General features: G+C 44.1%; 22 protein-coding genes, 1 tRNA gene and 1 other RNA gene. All 24 read right to left on the reverse strand.

Annotated elements, in window-relative coordinates:
• Positions 1–18: 18 nt before the first annotated feature.
• Positions 19–468: a D-aminoacyl-tRNA deacylase gene (gene dtd / locus BLT15_RS02995; protein ID WP_089758520.1), complete on the reverse strand. Its 450-nt coding sequence runs from the start codon at positions 466–468 to the stop codon at positions 19–21.
• A 64-nt stretch (positions 469–532) separates the two neighbouring features.
• Entirely contained in the window at positions 533–2,674 is a 2,142-nt protein-coding gene (locus tag BLT15_RS03000; RefSeq protein ID WP_089758522.1) for a RelA/SpoT family protein, read from the reverse strand.
• A 52-nt stretch (positions 2,675–2,726) separates the two neighbouring features.
• A complete protein-coding gene (locus BLT15_RS03005) occupies positions 2,727–3,239 on the reverse strand; it encodes an adenine phosphoribosyltransferase (protein WP_089758524.1) in 513 nt (170 codons plus the stop codon).
• Positions 3,236–5,632 (reverse strand): single-stranded-DNA-specific exonuclease RecJ, encoded by a 2,397-nt coding sequence (gene recJ, locus BLT15_RS03010; protein ID WP_089758526.1) that lies wholly within the window; start codon positions 5,630–5,632, stop codon positions 3,236–3,238. The genes BLT15_RS03005 and recJ overlap by 4 nt, the downstream gene beginning before the upstream one ends.
• A gap of 68 nt (positions 5,633–5,700) precedes the next feature.
• Positions 5,701–7,377: an ABC1 kinase family protein gene (locus BLT15_RS03015; protein ID WP_159429786.1), complete on the reverse strand. Its 1,677-nt coding sequence runs from the start codon at positions 7,375–7,377 to the stop codon at positions 5,701–5,703.
• A gap of 57 nt (positions 7,378–7,434) precedes the next feature.
• Entirely contained in the window at positions 7,435–7,767 is a 333-nt protein-coding gene (locus BLT15_RS03020) for a hypothetical protein (protein ID WP_089758530.1), read from the reverse strand.
• Between the two features lie 49 nt (positions 7,768–7,816).
• Entirely contained in the window at positions 7,817–8,728 is a 912-nt protein-coding gene (gene secF / locus BLT15_RS03025; protein WP_089758532.1) for a protein translocase subunit SecF, read from the reverse strand.
• Positions 8,721–9,938: a protein translocase subunit SecD gene (gene secD / locus BLT15_RS03030; RefSeq protein WP_089758534.1), complete on the reverse strand. Its 1,218-nt coding sequence runs from the start codon at positions 9,936–9,938 to the stop codon at positions 8,721–8,723. Before secD ends, secF begins: the two co-directional genes overlap by 8 nt.
• A gap of 31 nt (positions 9,939–9,969) precedes the next feature.
• On the reverse strand, positions 9,970–10,545 hold the full coding sequence (lepB, locus tag BLT15_RS03035; RefSeq protein WP_345788679.1) for a signal peptidase I: 576 nt from the start codon (positions 10,543–10,545) through the stop codon (positions 9,970–9,972).
• Between the two features lie 45 nt (positions 10,546–10,590).
• Positions 10,591–10,887 carry a preprotein translocase subunit YajC gene (yajC, locus tag BLT15_RS03040; RefSeq protein WP_089758537.1) on the reverse strand — a complete coding sequence of 99 codons (297 nt, stop codon included), beginning with the start codon at positions 10,885–10,887 and terminating at the stop codon, positions 10,591–10,593.
• A gap of 327 nt (positions 10,888–11,214) precedes the next feature.
• Positions 11,215–12,333, reverse strand: coding sequence for a tRNA guanosine(34) transglycosylase Tgt (gene tgt / locus BLT15_RS03045; protein WP_089758708.1), 1,119 nt, complete (start codon positions 12,331–12,333; stop codon positions 11,215–11,217).
• 24 nt (positions 12,334–12,357) lie between these two features.
• Positions 12,358–13,386, reverse strand: a complete 1,029-nt coding sequence (gene queA, locus BLT15_RS03050) for a tRNA preQ1(34) S-adenosylmethionine ribosyltransferase-isomerase QueA (protein ID WP_089758539.1) — start codon at positions 13,384–13,386, stop codon at positions 12,358–12,360.
• A 3-nt stretch (positions 13,387–13,389) separates the two neighbouring features.
• A complete protein-coding gene (ruvB, locus tag BLT15_RS03055) occupies positions 13,390–14,457 on the reverse strand; it encodes a Holliday junction branch migration DNA helicase RuvB (RefSeq protein ID WP_089758541.1) in 1,068 nt (355 codons plus the stop codon).
• Between the two features lie 7 nt (positions 14,458–14,464).
• Entirely contained in the window at positions 14,465–15,055 is a 591-nt protein-coding gene (gene ruvA / locus BLT15_RS03060; RefSeq protein ID WP_089758543.1) for a Holliday junction branch migration protein RuvA, read from the reverse strand.
• Positions 15,052–15,549, reverse strand: a complete 498-nt coding sequence (gene ruvC, locus BLT15_RS03065) for a crossover junction endodeoxyribonuclease RuvC (protein ID WP_089758545.1) — start codon at positions 15,547–15,549, stop codon at positions 15,052–15,054. The genes ruvA and ruvC overlap by 4 nt, the downstream gene beginning before the upstream one ends.
• A 72-nt stretch (positions 15,550–15,621) precedes the next feature.
• Positions 15,622–16,386: a YebC/PmpR family DNA-binding transcriptional regulator gene (locus tag BLT15_RS03070; protein ID WP_089758547.1), complete on the reverse strand. Its 765-nt coding sequence runs from the start codon at positions 16,384–16,386 to the stop codon at positions 15,622–15,624.
• A gap of 169 nt (positions 16,387–16,555) precedes the next feature.
• On the reverse strand, positions 16,556–16,771 hold the full coding sequence (locus tag BLT15_RS03075; RefSeq protein WP_089758549.1) for a hypothetical protein: 216 nt from the start codon (positions 16,769–16,771) through the stop codon (positions 16,556–16,558).
• Positions 16,764–16,982: a hypothetical protein gene (locus BLT15_RS03080; protein ID WP_089758551.1), complete on the reverse strand. Its 219-nt coding sequence runs from the start codon at positions 16,980–16,982 to the stop codon at positions 16,764–16,766. Before BLT15_RS03080 ends, BLT15_RS03075 begins: the two co-directional genes overlap by 8 nt.
• Before the next feature lie 22 nt (positions 16,983–17,004).
• Positions 17,005–17,352, reverse strand: an RNA gene (rnpB, locus tag BLT15_RS03085) — RNase P RNA component class A.
• Positions 17,353–17,499: 147 nt separating this feature from the next.
• Positions 17,500–18,615, reverse strand: a complete 1,116-nt coding sequence (locus tag BLT15_RS03090) for a Nif3-like dinuclear metal center hexameric protein (protein ID WP_089758555.1) — start codon at positions 18,613–18,615, stop codon at positions 17,500–17,502.
• A 363-nt stretch (positions 18,616–18,978) separates the two neighbouring features.
• Positions 18,979–19,055, reverse strand: a tRNA-Ile gene (locus BLT15_RS03095).
• Positions 19,056–19,227: 172 nt separating this feature from the next.
• Positions 19,228–19,404 (reverse strand): sigma factor-like helix-turn-helix DNA-binding protein, encoded by a 177-nt coding sequence (locus BLT15_RS03100; protein ID WP_089758556.1) that lies wholly within the window; start codon positions 19,402–19,404, stop codon positions 19,228–19,230.
• Positions 19,328–19,528, reverse strand: a complete 201-nt coding sequence (locus BLT15_RS03105) for an RNA polymerase sigma factor region1.1 domain-containing protein (protein WP_089758558.1) — start codon at positions 19,526–19,528, stop codon at positions 19,328–19,330. Before BLT15_RS03105 ends, BLT15_RS03100 begins: the two co-directional genes overlap by 77 nt.
• Positions 19,518–21,320, reverse strand: coding sequence for a DNA primase (gene dnaG / locus BLT15_RS03110; protein WP_089758560.1), 1,803 nt, complete (start codon positions 21,318–21,320; stop codon positions 19,518–19,520). The genes BLT15_RS03105 and dnaG overlap by 11 nt, the downstream gene beginning before the upstream one ends.
• Positions 21,321–21,346: the final 26 nt, after the last annotated feature.

A 21,346-nucleotide genomic window follows, 5' to 3' on the forward strand; every position in this document is an offset into this window, starting at 1 on the left:
CCTCCATATTTACAGAGATTAAAAGTTCTTTTTGCTGTCCAGAAGAATTGTTACGGGACCATCATTATTGAGTTCAACTTCCATAAAAGCCTTAAACTCTCCGGTGGCACAATCAAGATCGGTCTTTTCCAGTTCGTCGACAAAATAATTGTATAATTTTTTGGCTTTATCAGCTGATGCGGCATCGCTATATCCCGGCCTTCTGCCCTGACGACAATCTCCGTAAAGTGTAAATTGAGATACAGCCATAATCTCTCTGTCAAGATCCAGAGCTGATAGGTTCATCTTCCCGTCATCATCTTCGAAAATCCTCAGATTTATAATCTTATCGAGGAGATAGTCAGCATCTTCGGCATCGTCATCTTCCCCAACACCTAAAAAAACACACAATCCTGAATCAATGCTGCCGATTTCTTCATTATCAACGTATACCTGACAGCTATTAACCCGCTGTACAACAGCTCTCATCTCTAAACCCCCTCGTATAATATCGTAGTGTCAAAAAAATCCCCGGAATCACAATAATCGGTTCCTAACTGGGTCGGGCCCGGCTGACCGACAAAACTCCGGAAACATTTTCAATTTTAGTCATGAGCTCTTTCATGTGTTCTTTGCTGCTGAGCTCGACATCTATTTTAATATAGGCTTGATTGTATTTATCTGTATCGGCCATGACTGAATGAAGTTCAATTTTCTCATTGCTTATTACTCCAGTTATCTCGTTCAGTAAAGCCTGCTTATTGACAGCCTCAATCATCAATTCAACTTCATAGGAATCACTTTCAGAAGAGCTCCAGTTGACTTCAATAAACCTGTCCTCGCCCTTCATCTCCTTAACATTAGGGCAATCAGCTCTATGAACGGAAACCCCCCGGCCTCTTGTAATATAACCAACAATTCTGTCTCCAGGGACGGGTTTGCAGCATTTAGCTATCCTTACCAGTATATCATCCATCCCTTTAACCTGAATACCCCGACCGGAACTTCTTTTATCTTTCTTTTTATCGGAAATGAGCTCTTCGAGATCTTCCGATTCCTTGTAATCATCAGGGATTTTTTTCAAAACCTGCCTGATCGAAATCTGATCATAACCTATCCCCTCAAAAAGAGCTTCGACACCCTTCCTGTTCAGATCTTCAGCAATCTCTTTCAGAACTCCTTCTCGCTCAGAAGAGGGGATTTCTATATTTTCCCGCTCAATAGCCTGATTTAATGATTTTTTGCCCTGAGCTTTTGCTTTATCCTTTCTCTGCCTTTTAAACCATCTTTTTATTTTACTTTTGGCCCGGGAGCTCTGTACAAATTCAAGCCAGTCCCGGGAAGGACTGCTGTCGCTGGAGGTCAATATTTCTACAATATCGCCATTTTCCAGCTCATACTCCAGGGGCACCATTTTGCCGTTAGATTTGGCCCCCACACAATTATGCCCCACTTCAGTATGAATATAATAGGCAAAATCAACCGGCGTGGCTCCCCGGGGTAAATTTATGACGTCTCCTTTGGGCGTAAACACAAATACCTCGTCTTCAAAAAGGTCAACCTTGAGCGCCTCCATAAACTCATGCGGCTCCTGCAGGTCCTTCTGCCACTCAAGCAGCTGTCTGAGCCAGGAAAGCTTATCTTCAAAATCTTCCTCACCACTTCCCCCTTCTTTATAACGCCAGTGAGCTGCAATTCCGTATTCCGCCGTTCTATGCATCTCCGGCGTTCTAATCTGCACCTCCAGAGGATCACCATGGGGACCGATAACGGTAGTGTGAAGAGATTGGTACATATTTGATTTGGGCATGGCTATATAATCTTTAAACCTGCCCGGCATGGGATTCCAGATCTCATGAATTATACCCAGAACTTCGTAACACTCCCTGACGGAATCCACCAGAACTCTAACCGCAGTCAGATCATAAACCTCTTCAAAGGAGATCTCTTTTTCTTCCATTTTTTGATATATACTGTATAAATGTTTGGGCCGTCCGTAAATATCGGCCTCAATATCATTCTCTTTCAAAGCTTTTTCAATTTGATCGATAGCCTGCTGAATATATTTTTTTCTTTCATCCCGGTTGGCTGCCACTTTTCTGGAGAGTTCATAATACATTTCGGGTTTAAGGTACCGAAAACTCAAATCTTCCAGTTCCCATTTCAATCTGGACATGCCCAGCCTGTGAGCCAGCGGAGCATAAATCTCCAGAGTTTCACGGGCCTTCTCGATCTGTTTTTCCTCTCTCATATACCCGAGAGTTCGCATATTATGCAGCCGATCAGCCAGTTTTATGAGAACCACCCTGATATCATCGGACATGGCCAGAAACATTTTGCGCAGGCTTTCAGCCTGCTGTTCTTCCCTGGACTTGAAATCCATTCGGGTGAGTTTGGTCACACCATCGACCAGCAGAGCGATTTCCTGATTGAATTCTTCTGCGATGTCTTCCCGCGAAAATTCGGTATCTTCAATTATATCATGCAGAATAGCGGCGGCAATAGAGGTCAGATCCAGCTCGAGTTCAGCCATTATATAGGCAACACCCAGGGGATGTTCTACAAAGGGCTCACCGGAAATTCTATACTGTCCTCTGTAAGCCTCTCTGCTGAGCTCATGAGCTTTGCGAATCCATGAGAGATCCGGATCGTCTATATAGGTTTTAATTTTTTCTTCTATTTTGCTCAGTTTCATCTTTTATCCCCTAACGTGCAGCATTTTTTAAATCGGAGAACCGACAAATTCCTTATTCCTTCATTATAGAAAATATATTATAGTCTTGCAAATTGCTCCTGCCCGGCAGGTCCGTCAGCTCAATCAAATATCCGGCGGCAATCACTTCTGCTTCCAGCTTTTCAATTAACTCTATTGCTGCCAGAGAAGTTCCGCCGGTAGCCAGCAGATCATCTATCAACAGAACTTTATCCCCGGCTTCCAGAGAATCAGTATGCATTTCCAGCTCGCTCTCTCCGTACTCGAGTTCATAGGTCACCGAAACCTTATCAGCTGGGAGCTTCCCCGACTTTCTTATAGGTATGAATCCACATGCAAATTCCCGGGATAAAACCGGCCCCAGGAGAAAACCCCTGGCCTCGATAGCAGCTATGTAGTCGAATTCGAGCTCAGCAAATTCGTCCAAAAATCTCTCAATCACCTCATTAAAACCATCCTCATCCTTTAATATAGGGGTGATATCCTTAAAGAGAATGCCTTCTTCGGGAAAATCCTCTATTTCTCTCAACAAATTTTTTAGATTCATTTTGCCCTTTCCTCCTCCGGTTTATTCAATCGGTCTTCGAATTTTGCTATAAAACTGGATAAGTCAGTTCTTTTTAACATTTTTTCAAGTTCCGCAAATCTTTCTCGGATGCGAGTTATCTCATTATATCTCACTGACTCATGGAAATTCAGATTTTTTGAAGGGCTTTTGATTAAAATTTTATCGTTTTCGAACTCTAAAGCTTCAAGCTCGGAAAAGATCTCCAGAATTTCCTTTTTTAAATCATCACTTATATCTTTGCCCGCAAAAATCTCACTTCTATCGACTGTTTCCCCATTTTCCCGGAGATAATTCAACCAGATATCACGCAGAAACTCTTTATGAGGTATTTTGCTGTCTATGATAGAACTATTTTGATCCAGCTGCGCCCGGGAAAAAATAAAATGCACACCGGCTCTATCCTCTCCCGATCTCAGATATCTCACCGAGCTCACCATCTCTTCCAGAGAAAAAGGCGGATCCCAGTAAACAATTCTGGAACAGCTGTCATCAAGCTGATCGGGGGAGGATATGAAGAGCAGATCTCCGAATTTATGTTTCAGTTTTTCTTTTATGCGCCGATTATAAATATTTACAGCACTCCTGCCCTCCCAACCCGAGATAACTTCCAGATAATCCTTCTTATTACCCCCCCGGGCATCGAACAGCAGGATATCTTCGTCTTCGTACTTTATCGGCCGCAGATGGGATCTTTCTTGAACGATTATATCCTTTATTTTTATCTCCAGATTTTCCGAGCCCCTCCAGCTGTTTAAAAAAGGCTTGCAGATAAGTTTAAATTTATTTTTGCTGCAGTTATATCTTTTGAGCTCTGAATACCGCTTTCCCAGCTGAAAACCTATTCCCGATATTCCGTCTCCAGTTTTAATCTTGAGGTGACCGCCATTTTGACCGACTTTTCGCATCTCTCGGAGGGAAGTTTCCATTGCGAATAACGGCTCCGGGTTCCCCCAGCCAAAGGGCTTTAATTTCTGTATATCGCCGTGAATTTTCCTGTTTAGATCAGCAGGCTGCAGGAAACCATCAAAATTTTGAGCCGGAATATAATCCTGTTCGGATAGTTCTTCCTTGATATACCGGGTAAATTCCTGACTGAATGAATCAATCCGGTCTTCAGAGATGGTTAAACCGGCCGCCTGTTTGTGACCGCCAAATTCTTCGATGTTTTTAGAACAACTCTGCAGAGCTTCGTAAAGATTCAATCCGGAAATACTCCGCCCCGATCCACGTCCCATCCCCGTCTTTTCATCCAGTGCTATCAATATTATCGGTATATCATATTTGTCGACAAGCTGTGAAGCAACGATGCCCACCACACCCCGATGCCAGCTCTCGCTGGCCATCACTGCCATTTTCAGCGTAGGGGCTGAGCTTTCAGCTATTTTATTCTCAGCTTCATTCCGAATTTTTTCCTGGATGTTCTGTCTTCGGGAATTTAATTTTATCAGGTCATCGGCCAGCGACTTCGCTTCTTCCCTATCCCGGATAAGAAGAAGTTCTAAAGCCGGATCGGGTTTTTCCAGTCTGCCAGCTGCATTGAAAGGAGGGGCCAGAATGAAGCCGATCTGTCCGGCCGAAATTTCTTCCTCGCGGTCGAGTCCAACTTTTTCTTTGATGATTTCCAGACCGGGCCGTCCTCCCCGGGCAATCATCTCTAGACCGAGGCCGGCAAGCAGGCGATTTTCAGAGCGCAGGGGAACCAGATCAGCTATGGTTCCCAGAGCAACAAGATCCAGTTTTGATTCCAGATATTCATTCACCTGCTCATCTTTGAGACTCTGTTCCAGAGCCTGACATAATTTAAAAGCCAGACCGACTCCGGCCAGATTAAGCTCCTCATCCTTATCGGTGAAAAAAGGACTTATAATCGCTGAAGCCTCAGGCAGCTTCTCGGACGGTCTGTGATGATCTATAATTAATGTGTCTATATCAAACTCGCGCAGATATTCAACTTCGGATACAGCGGATATACCGCAATCTACCGCCACCAGAAGGTCGTAATTTTCGGGCCCGAGCTTTTTTAAAGTTTCGCGATTGATGCCATAACCATCCTCAAATCTATCGGGCAGATAATAAGAAACATCCAGCTGTAAACGCTCGCGAAAATATTCTATCAACAGCGCAGACGAAGTTATGCCGTCGACATCATAATCGCCGTAAACCAGAACTCTGCTATTTTCAGAAGCAGCTTTTAAAAGCTTTTCTACAGCGCTCATCATGCCCTCAAACAGGCCGGGATCTAAAGAGTCAACGAGTTTTAAATCACCGGCAGGAGAAATTTCATGCTCCGAAATCTCACGCCTTTTTAGAATCTGATCGACGATTTTATTTTCTTCGATCGATGGGTTTTTTAGCCGCCAGACTTTCTCCATATTTTTTCAGATCACTCCACAAAATACTTATTCTCGAACCGTTAACCATTTAATCTGTTGATAAATACTCAAAATCTTCCCGACCTGAAAATAGAAATAACCAGCCAGAGCCCCAGGATTCCGGCCGCTGAGAAACCGGCAAGTCCGAATATAGGGATGTTATAGATAAAGGGGGGAATTCCAGCCTGGATTATCAGAGAGGAGCCGATAATTAAAGAGGAAATGATCATGCTTATGGAAAGACGGTTGGAAGCTAAATCTAACTTTTTTTCCAGCTCTTCCAGATTTTCGTGCTTGAAGATTATCGATAGTTCACCCATCTTCAGTTTTTCCAGAACTGTGGATAGATCAGCAGGCATCCCTTTCAAATTTCTATAGAATCGCCATACTCCAATTCCAAATTTTTTGAGAAGGTTGTCGGGACTCAGCCGGTCTTTGAGTATTTTTTTTATAAATTTTTCCCCAAAAGTAACTATATTGAATTCGGGATCCAGGGTAGAACCAACCCCTTCACTGACGCTGAGAGCTCTAAAAAGAAGGAAGAATTCCTGAGGAAGTTTTATATGATGTCTGAAAACGATGTGCTGCAGCTCCTGAAAAAGAACTTTAAAATTAATATCTTCCAGCCGGCGGTTATAATAACTATAGATGAAATCCTCGATGTCTATTTTGAGTTTTCTTTTCTTCAAATTCTCAGGAACTTCACCGATTTCCAGAATTATATCGGTTATGACTTCTACATTTCTTCTCAGCAGGGCGGCAAAAAGCAGCGCAAATCTGTCGCGATCGCTGCTGCTGATCTGACCCATCAGACCAAAATCAATATAGGCAAGGGTATCATCATTAACTACGATCAAATTTCCCGGATGAGGATCGGCATGGAAGAAACCATCTATCATCACCTGCTTCAAAAGAGATTCCGCCCCAACTCTGGCCAGCTCGCTGGCATTGACCGATTTTCTGTCATCCGGCTCAAATTCGCTCAGTTTTCGCCCCTCTATTTCTTCCATTACCAGAACGCGCCTGCTGGAATACTCCTCATAAACCTCGGGAGAGGTAACCTGATCTTCATGAGAAAAGTTGTCCCGAAATCTTTTGATATTATAAAGTTCGCGCATAAAATCGAGTTCTTTGAACAGGCTCTCCTTGAACTCTTCCACGATTCCCTCGACATCTATGAAGTCAGGAAGAACTTTTCTTTCGGCAGCCATTTCCGCCAGGTTTTCTATGATTTCCAGATCTGTCCTGATCTTTTCCCTGATCCCGGGCCTCTGTATCTTCATTACCACAGATTCACCGGAATGCAGAACAGCCCTGTGGATCTGAGCTATGGAAGCCCCTGCCTGTGCCTCTCTTTCCACCCGGGAAAAAATTTCATCACATCTATCGCCCAGCTCCTCTTCCAGCAGGGGCTTGATCTCTTCATAATCTACAGGAGGAACATCATCCTGTAATCTGCGAAATTCCTGGATATATTCAGGAGGTAATATATCCGGCCTGGTGCTCAAAAGCTGTCCCAGTTTTACATACGTGGGTCCTAATTCCTCAAGAACTACCCGCAGCCGTTTGGGGAGGGATGATTTATCGATATCATCCCTCTCTTCACCCAACCTCTTTTTTATGGGAGCAAAGCTCCAGAGATCAAAATAATCAAGCAGAAACCCCAGACCGTTCTTTATAAAAATACGGCTGATTTCACGATATCGCTGGAAATGCTCATATTTTTTCTTAACGTTAAAATCCATCATTTTACCTCCGGCTCCAGAAAGACTGCAGACAGAATTGTTTCAAAAAACCTGAGGTTATTCCGACTGCTGAAGATCATCCATTTCGCTGCGGAGACTGGCGAGATTTTTTCTTATCTCCTCCAGCTCTTCTTCCAGTTCTTCAATCTGCCTGCCGCGGGCAAGGCCCATCTCTTCAATCTTTTCCTCGAAGAACTCATCGAGGTCTTCGCGTGTGCTTTCTTCCTTATCATGAAGCTTTTCTCTCCATCTTTCCAGAACCTCTTCACCCTGCTGTCTGGTCAGTTCATCATCTTCAACCATATCTTCAATCAACTCTTCAACTCTCTCTTTGGTTAGATCGATCGTTCCCAATCCCTTCAAGATAATATTTTCCAGCAGATCGGACATAGATTCCACCTCCTGAATTGTTTTTGTTTTTTTTAGTCAGCGCCATTCTTTAAGCTTTGCCGGTAGAAGCAGACTTAGAGGAAGACTTTAAATCCCAGCTGACGAGCAGAGGACTGGCCACAAATATCGAGGAATATGTCCCGGCGGCCATCCCTATAAAAAGTGCCAGCATGAAAGTCTGTATCGCTGCTCCCCCAAATAGATAAATAGCCAGTATAGCTACCAGAGTGGTCATAGAGGTATTTATAGAGCGGGGCAGAGTTTCTACCACAGCCCTATTGGCCTGCTTTATGAAGCTGTCCCTGCGATAAAGTTTCATGTTCTCTCTGATCCTATCAAATATTACAATAGTGTCGTTCAAAGAGTAACCTACAATCGTGAGAAGTGCAGCTATAAAAGCAGTATTTATCTCTCTTTGCAGCAGTGCGAAAACACCGACCGTTAAAATTACATCGTGAGTAAGAGTAGCCAGAGAAACGACTGCGAATTTAAATTCAAAACGGAAACTGATATAGGCCACAATACCAACCGCGGCAACTAATAGGGCCAGTAAGGCCTGCGTTCTCAGCTCCTGACCGATGGTTGGTCCTACCATCTCAGTCCTGAGAACTTCTGTTCCGGCAAACTCCTGCTCAATAGCTTCATTCACAGAGGTAATCTCTTCCGGACTCAATTCACCCGTCCTGATCATAACTCCCTGGAATTCCTCTTCAGTAACATCCTGCATGGCAGCCTCTTCAGCAATGTTCATTTCGAGGGGGGCTAGAGCCTCTCTTACCTCTTCATTGGTTACATTTTCTTCAAAACTGTATTCCAGTATCGTACCGCCGGCAAAATCCAGGCCCAGATTAAGGCCGTTGACCAGCAAAAATAACAGAGAGGCCGCAATAATTATGGCGGAAATTACAAACCATATTTTTCTTTTTCCCATCAAATCAAGGTTTTCGCTGAAATTATACATTTTCCTGCCCCCTCACACCAAATGATCCTGAAAGTCTAAATGCTCTGGTTCCGGCAAAAAGATCCATGAAAGTCTTCGTGACGAAAAAAGCTGTGAACATGCTCAAAAGAATCCCGATACCCAGCGTCACGGCGAATCCTCTTACCGCACCGGTGGTAAAGTAAGCCAGAATAAGCGCGGTAATCATGGTGGTGACATTGGCGTCAACTATTGTGAGATACGCTCTCTTAAAACCGGAATTGATAGAGGTCTTCAAGGGTTTGCCATTTCTCAATTCATCCTGGATGCGCTCAAAAATAATTATATTGGCATCGACAGCCATACCAATAGATAATATCAGCCCTGCAATACCCGGCAGCGTCAGCGTAGCCTGGAGACCGGCCAGCACACCCATAAACAAAACCCCGTATATTAAGAGTGTGGCAGCAGCTATAATCCCCGGAAATCTGTAGTAGAAAACCATATAGATTCCTACGAGCAGAAGCCCTATCAGGCCGGCTCTTAAACTCTGCTGTAAAGCGATGGCTCCCAGGGTTGGCCCAACCGTACGGTTCTCTATAACTTCAACGTCCACCGGCAAAGCGCCCTCCCGAATCAATATAGCATGCTCTTCAGCTTCTTCTACGCTGGCATACCCGGTTATTTGACCCTGATCCCTGATAACTGATTGAACTGTAGGATTGGTTAACTGTTCATCATCAAGATATATTCCTATCGGCTCACCCATGTACATCCTGGTGATCTCCTCGAATGTCTGTGCTCCGCTGCCGGTCATTTCAAAGGAAACAACAGGGCGATTGTTCTGATCATAACTCGCCCGGGCATCGGCTATCTCGTCGCCCGTCATCAAAACATCTCCTGCCTGGTTGCGGATGGTCAGCATCGCCGTCTGTCCGATAGTCTCGATGGCATCATCAGGATTATCGACCGCCGGCAGCTCGATGATAACTCTATCCTGCCCCTGTCTTTGAACGACAGGCTCTGTAAGTCCCATTTCGTCGACTCTTCTCTCGATTATATTGACAATTCCCCTCATTACCTCATCATCAACTTCTCTGCCTTCTGTCTCCTGCGCTTCCATAACTACATGTGCTCCCCCGGCCAGATCCAGGCCGAGATTGATCCCATAATTAAAGTAAAGAAATACACCGAAGGCCACAACTATAACCAGAAAAGCAGCCTTCAGCTTCCTCTTTCTCTTGTACCTCATTTTTTATCCTCCCACACAGTTTTTAACCGGATCAGCTAGAATTCGCAGCTGAATTATTTTTTTCTTCCAGAGAATACTCGGCATGATCAACAAGTCTCATCTCATTCAGAGGCCAGAATACCCACAGGGCCCTGCCGTGAATTTTATCTCTGTCCACATATCCGACCAGATTGGGAAAACGGCTGTCGGCGCTGTGATTTCGGTTGTCTCCCAGAACAAAATAGCTATTTTCGGGCACTTCAAATGGCCCGGTTTCTCCAACTTCCCTCATCTCTTCTCTGATGTATTCCTCTTCAATTGGCTCACCGTTGACATAAACCTGATCATCCTGTATATAGACGGTATCTCCAGGCACACCTATAATTCGCTTGATGTAGCGGTTATCTTCATCTTCGCCCGGAGTAAAAACCACAATTTCTCCCCTGTCAGGTTCACTGAAGCGGTACACCAATTTATTTACTATCAGCCGCTCCCCATGCTGCAGCGTTTCTTCCATAGAGCTACCCTCAACCACAAAGGATTGAGCCACGAAAGTAATTATCAAAAACGCCAGAACGGCAGCTATTGCCAGGGATTGGACAATTTCTATCAAATCTCTTTTATCCACCGGCAAATTACCTCCCTTTGTTTAACATTTAACAGCTTAAGATGATTATTCTCCCTCAATTTCACCCGCTTTGTCCTCAGCCTCTTCTTCCTCCAGACGGCTTATGGAATTCTTCATCAAATCGATATCGACATCAGTAGATATTCTCAGCCTCACACTTTCATCTCTAATTTTGATGATTTTCCCCTTGATTCCGCCGGCGGTTACCACTTTGTCACCGACCTGTAAATCCTGCAGCATCTGCTGATGCTGTTTCTGCTGCTTTTTTTGTGGTCTGATCAGAAAGAACCAAAAAACACCGAAAATTAGAACCCAGGGTAAAAGTGAAACGAGTATTTCCATTTTTGAGTTTCCTCCTTCGGTCACTTCTTATTTTAAATTTAATTATAAAGAGACGTTTAACACCAGGGCTGGAGCGATTTTATTCGTATCTTCTTGTTATCAGTTGATAGATATCGTATAAGACCACTATCATGACAATAGTGGCTGGAAGATATGAAGCAAAGTGATACTCGAAATTTTTCGAGACTCAGGTTAAGTCCATGGCCAAAAAATAGTGTCCCCGGCTCAGGATGTGCCGGGCTGAGCGGGAGCTCAGAGACGAGTTCTCGCGAAGGGAGCGTAATTTTTTAACACACCTATTAACCAACTGAATACAAGAAGATCCTTTTATTCCTCTGCCCAACCGCTGTAAAAACTTTCAACAAAATCATCCAATGTGTCCCGTCTAATATTATAGCGCAATTTTCGCATCAGGTCCAGAAAAAAGTATAAATTGTGATATGATGCCAGCCTCAATCCGTAAAGCTCGTTTCTTTTGATGAGATGACGGAGGTAAGCTGATGAATAATTCCTGCACACATAGCAGCTGCAGTCTTTATCAGGCGGATTAAAATCTTTTTTAAAAGCTGCGTTGGTAATATTTATTCGCCCTCTGGAAGTATACAGACTTCCATGTCTGGCCAGTCGGGTCGGCAGAACGCAATCAAACATATCGACGCCTCTTTTAACTCCTTCAATCAAATCCCGGGGGGTGCCCACGCCCATCAAATATCTGGGTTTTTTAGAAGGAAGTTCGGGAACGGTAACATCGAGCATCTGATACATGAGCTTATTTTCTTCTCCAACGCTCAGTCCGCCGATGGCATAGCCTGGAAAATCAAGTTTTCTGGTTCGACGCGCACTTTTCTTTCTGAGGTCGGGATAGGTGCCTCCCTGAACAATTCCGAATATATGCTGATGATCCTGCAGATCTTCGGCAGCTTTCAAGGATCTCTCTGCCCATCTCAAGGTTCTATTCAGAGACTTTTCCACGTACTCCCTATCGGCAGGATAGGACACACATTCATCGAAGGCCATGATTATGTCTGCTCCCAGCTTCTTTTGAATTTCGACAGATTTTTCGGGTGTGATGAAATGCTTTGAGCCATCCAGATGCGATTGAAATTGTACTCCATCCTCGGTGACTTCATTCATATCGGAAAGGCTGAAAACCTGAAAACCTCCGCTGTCGGTCAAAATTGGACGGCTCCAGTTCATAAACTCGTGCAGTCCGCCCGCTTCAGCTACGACATCGGCCCCCGGCCGCAGATAAAGATGATAGGTGTTGGCCAGCAGTATGCCTGTTCCGCATTTTTTGAGTTCCTCCGGAGAAAGGCTTTTTACGGTAGCCCTGGTGCCAACAGGCATGAATATAGGAGTTTCAAACATTCCATTTTCCAGCTCCAGAGTTCCTGTTCGGGCCGGGCTGTCACTCGATCTGGACTCCACTGAAAAATTAATTGTCATCTCGATAAACCCCATTTCTTCCTGCTACAGGATAAGCATAGCATCTCCAAAACTGTAAAACCTGTATCTTCTTTCGATTGCCTCTCTATAAGCTTCCAGAACTTCTTCCCGGCCGACCAGAGCTGAGACCAGCATTATGAGAGTCGATTCAGGCAGGTGAAAATTTGTTATCAGAGAATCAATTACCTGAAATTCATAGCCGGGGTAAATAAAAAGATCAGTCCAGCCCTTTTTCCCTTCTCCCCTGTTTAACGCCTCGCTGGCTCCTTCCAGGGTCCTGGTGACGGTGGTCCCCACCGCAATTATTCTTCCTCCCTGCTGGCGGGTGGCATTGATCTCTTTTGCGGTTTTTTCGGGTAATTCAAAATACTCAGAATGCATATCGTGATTTTCTACCCTTTCACTTCTAACCGGTCGAAATGTTCCCAGGCCCACGTGCAGGGTAAGATAACTGATTCCAATCCCCTTTGATCTCAGCTCTTCAATGAGTCTTTCAGTAAAATGCAGTCCGGCCGTGGGGGCTGCCACAGACCCCTCACGATCCGAGCTGGCATAGATTGTCTGATACCGGCCAGGATCTTCTGGTTTTTTCTTTATATAGGGGGGGAGAGGCATTTCACCGATCTCGTCGAGCACAGACCGCAGTTTATTTTCCGGAGAAAAACTCAATATCCTGCCGCCAAAATCGGTCACATCATCGCATCTGGCCGATATTTCTCCTTCAAATTCGATCTCCGTACCCGGTTTTACTCTACGTCCGGGATTGGCCAGCACCTCCCACCTGCCTGTTTCGAGCTCATTCAGCAGCAGGATCTCTATCTCAATACCAGAAGTCCTTTTCTGCCCGTACAGGCGAGCCGGTATAACCCTGCTGTTGTTAAGCACAATTCTGTCACCCGGCTGTAAAAAATCGAGCAAATTCTTAAATATCGAATGATCTTTTATATTACCGTCTTTATTCATAACAAGAAGCCGGGATTCATCCCGGCGCTGGGCTGGTTCCTGAGCAATCAATTCTTCGGGCAGATCAAAAGAAAATTTATCGACGTCCATCCTCTATGAAGTACCTCCACTCTTATTTTCCTGATCGAAGAGAGATTTTTGCTCATCCGCTGATTTCATCTCTTCGGGAAGATCTATATTCATATGTTTATAGGCAGCCGGCGTTGCCTCCCGCCCCTGGGAGGTTCTTTTCAAAAAACCCAGCTGGAGAAGATACGGTTCATAAACCTCTTCAATGGTGGAACTATCCTCATTAATCGCAGCAGCTATAGTCTTCAGGCCCACCGGACCTCCGGAAAATTTATTTATTATCGTCTCCAGCAGCCTATGATCTATCCTGTCCAGACCTTTTTCATCTATTTCCATCAGCTCCAACGCTTTTGTCACAACTTCTCCGGTTATAGTTCCTTCTGCCTCTACCTGAGCAAAATCTCTAATTCTGCGCAGAAGTCTATTTGCCACTCTGGGAGTACCCCGGGCCCGCCGGGCTATCTCTGCCGCTCCCTCCGGGGATACCTCGATTTCGAGGATGCGGGCGGATCTTTTCACGATCTCGCTCAATTCTTTATCGCTGTAAAATCCCAGCCTGTTAATTACTCCGAATCTATCACGCAGAGGAGAACTCAATCTGCCTATTTTGGTGGTCGCTCCTACCAGAGTAAAGTGAGAGAGATCAATTCTTACAGATCGGGCCGAAGGCCCTTTGCCGATCATAAGATCGAGGCCAAAGTCTTCCATGGCGGGATAAAGGACCTCCTCAACGACCGGATTTAATCTGTGAATTTCATCTATAAAAAGGATATCTTTGTCGGACAAATTTGTGAGTATCGAGGCCAGATCTCCCGGTCTCTCGATGGCCGGCCCGCTGGTGGTGTGCAGGTTGACGTTCATCTCTCGCGATATAATATGAGCCAGAGTTGTCTTACCCAGTCCGGGAGGGCCGTAAAGAAGAACATGATCTAAAGCTTCATTTCTTTCACAGGCAGCCTGAATGAATATACTCAGTTTCTTTTTTACTCTCTCCTGGCCCACGTAGTATTCGAGCTTTTCGGGTCTGAGAGTGCTGTCCATACGATTGTCATCAGGCTGCTGTTCAGGAGATATAACTCTTTCTTCGTCCATCTAAAGATTACTCCTTTCCCAAAAAGTTGAGCACAAGACGTATCTTCTCTTCCAGCTCATGATCGGAGTCAAAAGAGATATTGTTCAGCGCCGTTCTTATCTCCTGATCTCTATATCCCAGATTATTCAGAGCAGAAAAGAGCTCTTCTTTTCTCTCCTGTTTATCCTCCGCAGCTATCTCCAGGTCCTCGCTGGCGACCAGTTTGTCTATTTTACTCTCCAGCTCGAGTATCATCCTCTGACCGCTTTTGGGCCCTATGCCGCTCACCTTTTTCAGGGTGGGTACATCTTCACCCAGTATAGCTGAAACTAGCTCCTGGGGATTAAGGGTCGAAACGGTATTGAGAGCAACTTTAGGACCTATACCGGAAACCTCCAGCAGAGTGCTGAAAAGATTTTTCTCCTCTCGATTTTTAAAACCGAACAATTCTATGAGATCCTCTCTCACATAGGTATAGGTATATACCTCTATCTCCTCTCCTTTCTTACCGAGAGGAAAATCATCAGGAACCTTAACGTCATAACCGACTCCGTTAACTTCCAGCAGCAATTTATCTTTTCTTCTCCCTATCAATATTCCTCTTAAGTAGCCTATCAAAGCATCTCACTCCAGCTATTTCTGGTTGATTCAGTGTGACAGTGGCATATCGAGACGGCCAGAGCATCAGCTGCATCTTCAGAAGCTGGGATTTCAGCCAGCCCCAGCAGAGTTTTAACCATCTGCTGCACCTGCATCTTTTCAGCCCTGCCGTGTCCCACCACAGCCTGTTTAACTTCCAGCGGCGTGTATTCAAAGACGGGGATATCTGCCCGGGACCCGGCCAGCAGAATCACTCCTCTGGCCTGACCGACGCGGATAGCCGTTTTGGCGTTCTTATTAAAAAACAATTCCTCTACAGCCATCTGTTCCGGTTCCAGGCTTTTTATAATCTGGGTGAGTTCTTCGAAGACAACATTTAACCTCTCCAGATCAGATTTCTCGCTGGATGTGCTGATCAGGCCAAATTCTATTTGAGAAAGAGAATTTCCATCTTTTTCAATTACTCCATAACCTATTTCAGCCAGTCCGGGATCTACGCCTAAAATTTTCACTTCATCACCTCATGAAAAAAAATAAAGACACCGACCTACCAGTGCCCTTTTAATAGAGCCTGCAGCTATAAATCAGGCTATTTCCTCTTTATTGAGCTCCTGCATGACGGATTCCGGGATGTTAAAATTCGTGTAAACCTCCTGAATATCGTCATGTTCTTCCAGCTCATTCATCAATTCCAGAACTTTTCTGGCTTCTTTGTAATTTAAGTCCACTTCGTTGTTGGGCACCATCACTATATCTGAATCGCTGAAATCATATTCGTCATCCAGCTGCTCTTTAACATCTATATAATCCTGAGGGTCAGTCATAATCCTGATAAGATTATTTTCTTCGATGACATCTTCAGCACCGGCTTCTATGGCATCCAGCATTACTGCCTCTGAATCTTTTTCAATCTCGTCTTTTTTCAGAAGAAGCTGTCCTCTCTCATCGAACATCCAGGCCACACAGCCTTCCTGGCCCAAATTACCCCCGTTCTCCGAAAGGATATGTCTTAACTCCGAAGCTGTTCTATTGCGATTATCAGTAGTGATTTCAAAATAAAGCGCCACGCCTCCCGGGCCGTAACCCTCGTAGGTGAAGCTTTCATAATCAACACCTTCAAGCTCTCCGGTACCTCTTTTTATAGCCCTCTCGATATTTTCCTTGGGCATATTTTTATCTTTGGCTTTCTCTATAGCCATCCTCAAATCAGGATTTTTATCGGGATCACCCCCGCCCTCTCGGGCAGCTACGGAGATCCTGCGGCTTAATTTGGAAAATAATTTAGCCCTTCTCTTATCCTCTTTTTTCTTCTGATGTCTGATATTATGCCACTTAGAATGACCAGCCATTTTGACCCTCCTATAAATGTCCTGAACTTAATTTTAACACAGATAAAATATCTTTTCAATAAAACAAAAGTAAATAAATGGCAATAAAAAAACCAGGACCTGCGGTCCCGGCGTTCAAATGAAAAATATTTATATCTGATCGGTTCAATAAATCAATCCAGAATAAAAATTATAACCTCTCCTCCAGTTCTTCGATGAACTGGACAAGATCGTTTCTACCTCCTTCTTCCCAATCCTGCAGAAAATTTCGCAATCTGCTTTTTTCGTATTCGGAAAGACCGGCGATCATTTCATCCAGCTTCTCTTCATCTTTGTCGAGTTTTTTGAGTTTCTGAATCCCTTTTTTTAAAGGATACTGCACTCTGTAATAAATTTTATCAGCCATTTTCAGCACCTTCTATTCTGCTTTGAATTTTCTTTAAAACATCTATACCATCTTTATCAAGGTATCTAAGATAACCTCGAAGGGTGATGATCCGATTTTTCACAATATCATCATCAATGTCAGCTTCCAGGGGATCGATTTCTTCTACTTTTTCCAGACAATAAGAGAGCTTTTCAGCAACCTGCAGTAAATCGCTCTTTTCCTGTGCCATAAAGTTAACACCTCAATTCTTTATGTTAAGCTGGCCTATAAGCCGGGTTCTGTCGAAGGGTAATCATCTATCTGGAGCTGCAGTTGCCTGCAGCTCTCAAGCGTCCATACCCGAAGGCATCAAGACGGGCCATCTTATTGCCTTCCTATTTGGACTTACTCCGAAGGGGGTTTGCCAGGCCCTTTCGGTTTCCCGAAAGGCCGGTGCGCTCTTACCGCACCATTTCACCCTTACCAGCTGAACAGCTGGCGGTATATTTTCTGCGGCACTTTCCCGGGGTTTCCCCCGCCGGGAGTTGCCCGGCCTTCTGCCCTGTAGAGCCCGGACTTTCCTCGGTGGCCCAAACCACCGCGATCACCCGGCCAGCTTATGTAATAGCAATTTAATGTAATTTCTTGAGCTTTTGACTTAAGAATAGTCAATTATAGTATACCACTACTCGATCTAAATATCAAGAAAAATCAGTAAAACATATCTACTGTTTATCAATTAAACATATAACTAGATATTATTGATATCAAGCAAAAGTTTCAGAGAGATTCTCCTGCCGATCAGATAAAATTAATTCGGGATGAAAGCCGTCTGAATCGAGAGCCGCCATGATTCTCTCCGCCATCAGGCCGGCAAAATGTTTTTCAGTATCGTAATGGCCTGCATTTATCAGAATGAGATCTTTATCCCGGGCCAGCTGCCAGTCGTGATATTTTATATCTCCAGTCAATAGTGCATCAGCACCGCTTTTCGCGGCAGCCCCTATAAAATCGCTGCCGCTGCCGCAGACAACAGCCACATGTTTTATGTCCCTGTCATCATGACCAAAATATTTCAGGTTTTCAGCATCTAGCTCTTCTTTAACCCCGGTCAAAAACTCATTCAAGCCCATTTTTTGGGGCAGCTCTCCCGTACGCGCCGGCAGTATTTCTCCGCTGTGCTGCTCGAGTCTAAAAATATCGTAAGCAGGCTCTTCGTAGGGATGTTCTCTTTCAAGACAGGAAATAATTTTATCGGTGAATCGGGCCGGGTAAATCATCTCCAGCCTGTATTCTGATACTTCAGTGTAATCGCCTTTTTCGCCAACAGCCGGGCTGCTGGCTTCCAGAGGCCTAAAAGTGCCGGTACCTTCGCTGTAAAAACCGGCCATATCGTATTTTTCAAATTCTCCCGCACCTGCTTCATGGAGAGAGTTTTTAACAGCCTGCAGACTATCAACAGGAACAAACACGACCAGCTTATTCATGTCCTCATCATCGTTGAGGGGTTTTATATTTTTTAACCCGATTTTGTCAGCCAGATAATCATTCATTCCGCCCTCACACTTATCAAAATTTGTATGAGCTGAAATCAGGGTTATTTCATTCTGAATTAAACTGCGGACTATTTTCTCTGTACCGCTGGCTTCGGTCACACTGTCAAGCTGTGAGAATATCAAGGGATGATGGGAGATTATCATCTCACAATCCCTGTTCAGGGCTTCTTCGATTATCTTTTCATCGACATCCAGAGTCAGCAGAATTTTTTCGACATTCTGATCTCTAGCTCCTACCTGAAGACCGGAATTATCCCACTCCTCGGCAAGATTGAAAGGAGCAATCTCATTTAACATTTTGAGCACGTCTGAAACTGAATAAACCATAAATTGACCTCCATAAATTGTTATCGGTTGATAAATATCCTATAGGCTCGCTCTCATAATATTAATTAATGGACGATAAAAGCGAAGTGATACTCAAATTTTTCCAGGCTCGGATCAGGTCCCTGGTCACAAAATTCCCTGGCCACAAAATAATATCCCCGATTCAGGATGTGCCGGGCTGAGCGTGAGCTCAGGGATAAGCTTTGGCGAAAGGAGCTCAATTTTTTAACACACCTATTTACCAGCTGAATGCAAGAAAAACCTTTTTTATTAAATTGATCCTGAATTTTTAAAGAATGATTATAAAAACAAAACACCCTGTTCTGAGCCAGAACAAGGTTGATGTGAGTATGATATAGTATTTGGTGGGCCCACTAGGATTTGAACCTAGGACTAGACGGTTATGAGCCGCCTGCTCTGACCAGCTGAGCTATGGGCCCACGCACATATTCTGCTCTTTGCTTCAACTTTCCATATTTATTATAATTCAAATTACGGTCATCGTCAATAGCATATAATAAAAAAACAATATGATTTCAAACACTCAACCATTTTCAGAACCAATTAACTCATCAATACTCCGATAAGCTCATTTTTATGACTATAAACTTATTATAAAACCAAAAATTCTTTGAGGTGCTCGCTATCCTGCAAATTTTCCAGTTTTTTCAGCGCCCTGGCTTCTATCTGCCTTATTCTTTCCCTGGTAACATCAAATTCCCTGCCTATCTCTTTCAAAGTTCTGCTCCTCCAGAAGTTCAAATATTTTTTCAATCTCATCGTAATCATACTCCTCTCCCGCGATAAATTCCATAACTTCTTCCCGGGTGAGACGCCCTGCCTCTTTTCCTTTTTTTAGCAGTTTATGAACAGAGCCGGATTTATCAAAATTCAGCCTTTCATCATCCCTCATCACCTTCACCCCCCTGCCTTTTAAGCAGGCGATTATAATAGATCAAACAGTCATTTACGACATCAGGACGAGAGATATTATCGAATTCCTTCAGATCATTTAACAATTTCCGGCTTTCTTTCTCAAAATGTCTGTCTTTTAAGCGGTCCAGAAGTTCCTCTACCCTGCTGACAGAAACGGCATTTTCCTCTTCATCCATCAAAAAACGTGCTAATTGTTTTCGAGAGCTTTCTTTTATTCGCGAAAATACTGTGGAAGTATTGATCTGCTCCATATTTTTTATTGTTCTCAACACTTCAGCGCCTTCCCGGGAGAATAAACCCTCACCTATATCTGCAATGGTTTTTTTATCAAGGCTTGAACACTCAAGTATGGCGGCAAGAACCATCCACTCAAGACTCTCCTGCCGGGAACCGCTCACTTTTTTTTCATGACCGGAATTCCCGCCAGTTTTTCTAAACCTATCGTTTTTTTTGTTTTTTTCCTCATTCATCTTCTTGATATGCTTTTTCACCTCGGATTCCAGACGGGCTGCCGACAGCTCAACTTTATCAGCAAGCTTCTGGATATAGGCTTCCCGGGTCAGGGAATCCTCGATTGTAGCCAGAAAATTGAGGGCTTTTTTGACAGCCTGCAGCTTTTCATCGGTATCGCCAGTATCGTATTGGGACAGGATTCTATCCAGCCTGTAATCTATCAGAGCGGAAGCATCTTCTATTAAATCCTCAAAAAAAGGTTTGCCCCTTTCTCTTAAAAGATCATCGGGGTCAACTTCACGGGGGAGATCTATCACCCTTACAGCCAGGCCGGCCTCCCGCAGTATATCCAGACCCCTCAAAGTGGCTGCTTCCCCAGCAGTATCAGCATCAAAGGCGATTAAAACTTTATCAACATATCGGGCCAGAAGCTCGGCCTGCTGTTCGGTAAATGAAGTGCCGAGCGAAGCCACAAAATTCTCCAGTCCATAGCTCTGTGCGGTTAATACATCGGTATAACCTTCTACCACCACAGCCTGATTTGTTTTCCTCATGCTTTCTCTGGCCCAGTTCAGACCATAAAGGGTATGCTTTTTGGAAAAAATGGGTGTTTCAGGAGAATTTAAATACTTAGGGCTGTCATCAGAAGAAACAACCCTGCCGCCAAACCCTATGACCTCATCTCTGACGTTGAAAATAGGGAAAATAATTCTATTTCTTAATAAATCATAATAATTGTCTGTTTTTTCTGACTTGCCCACCAGACCTGCTTTGACCAGCATCTCCGGGGAATAATCGCGATCTTCGAAAAACCTCAGCAGGGCCCGCCAGCGGGACGGGGCATAACCAAGATTAAAGCGTTCGATCTGCTCCCGATTAAATCCCCGATCTTTGAGATACTTCCGGGCTGAATCAGCTACATCCTTGTTCATAAGGATATAATTATAGAATCTGGCTGCCAGATTGTTGATCTCAAAAATTCTTTCTCTTGTTTTCATCCTGGCTCTTTTTTTTTCGCTGATGTCGGGCATCTCCAGCCCCGCTCTATCACTTAAATCTATCAGGGCTTCCTGGAAGGAGAGATTGTCCATTTTCATGATGAAACTGATAACATCTCCGCCTTCTCCACAGCCGAAGCAGTAGAAGAATTGTTTGCGGGGATTGATCGTAAAAGAGGGAGTGTCCTCCTGATGAAAAGGACAGAGTGCTCTATAATTTTTGCCCGTCTTTTCCAGATCAAGATATCCTTCAACCAGATCAACAATATCTACACTGTCCTTTAATTTTTCTATAAACTCTTCGTTTATTCCAGCCATAATCTTAACTCCCTCTATTAAGTAAA

This window comes from Halarsenatibacter silvermanii (assembly GCF_900103135.1).
Classification (GTDB): domain Bacteria; phylum Bacillota; class Halanaerobiia; order Halanaerobiales; family Halarsenatibacteraceae; genus Halarsenatibacter; species Halarsenatibacter silvermanii.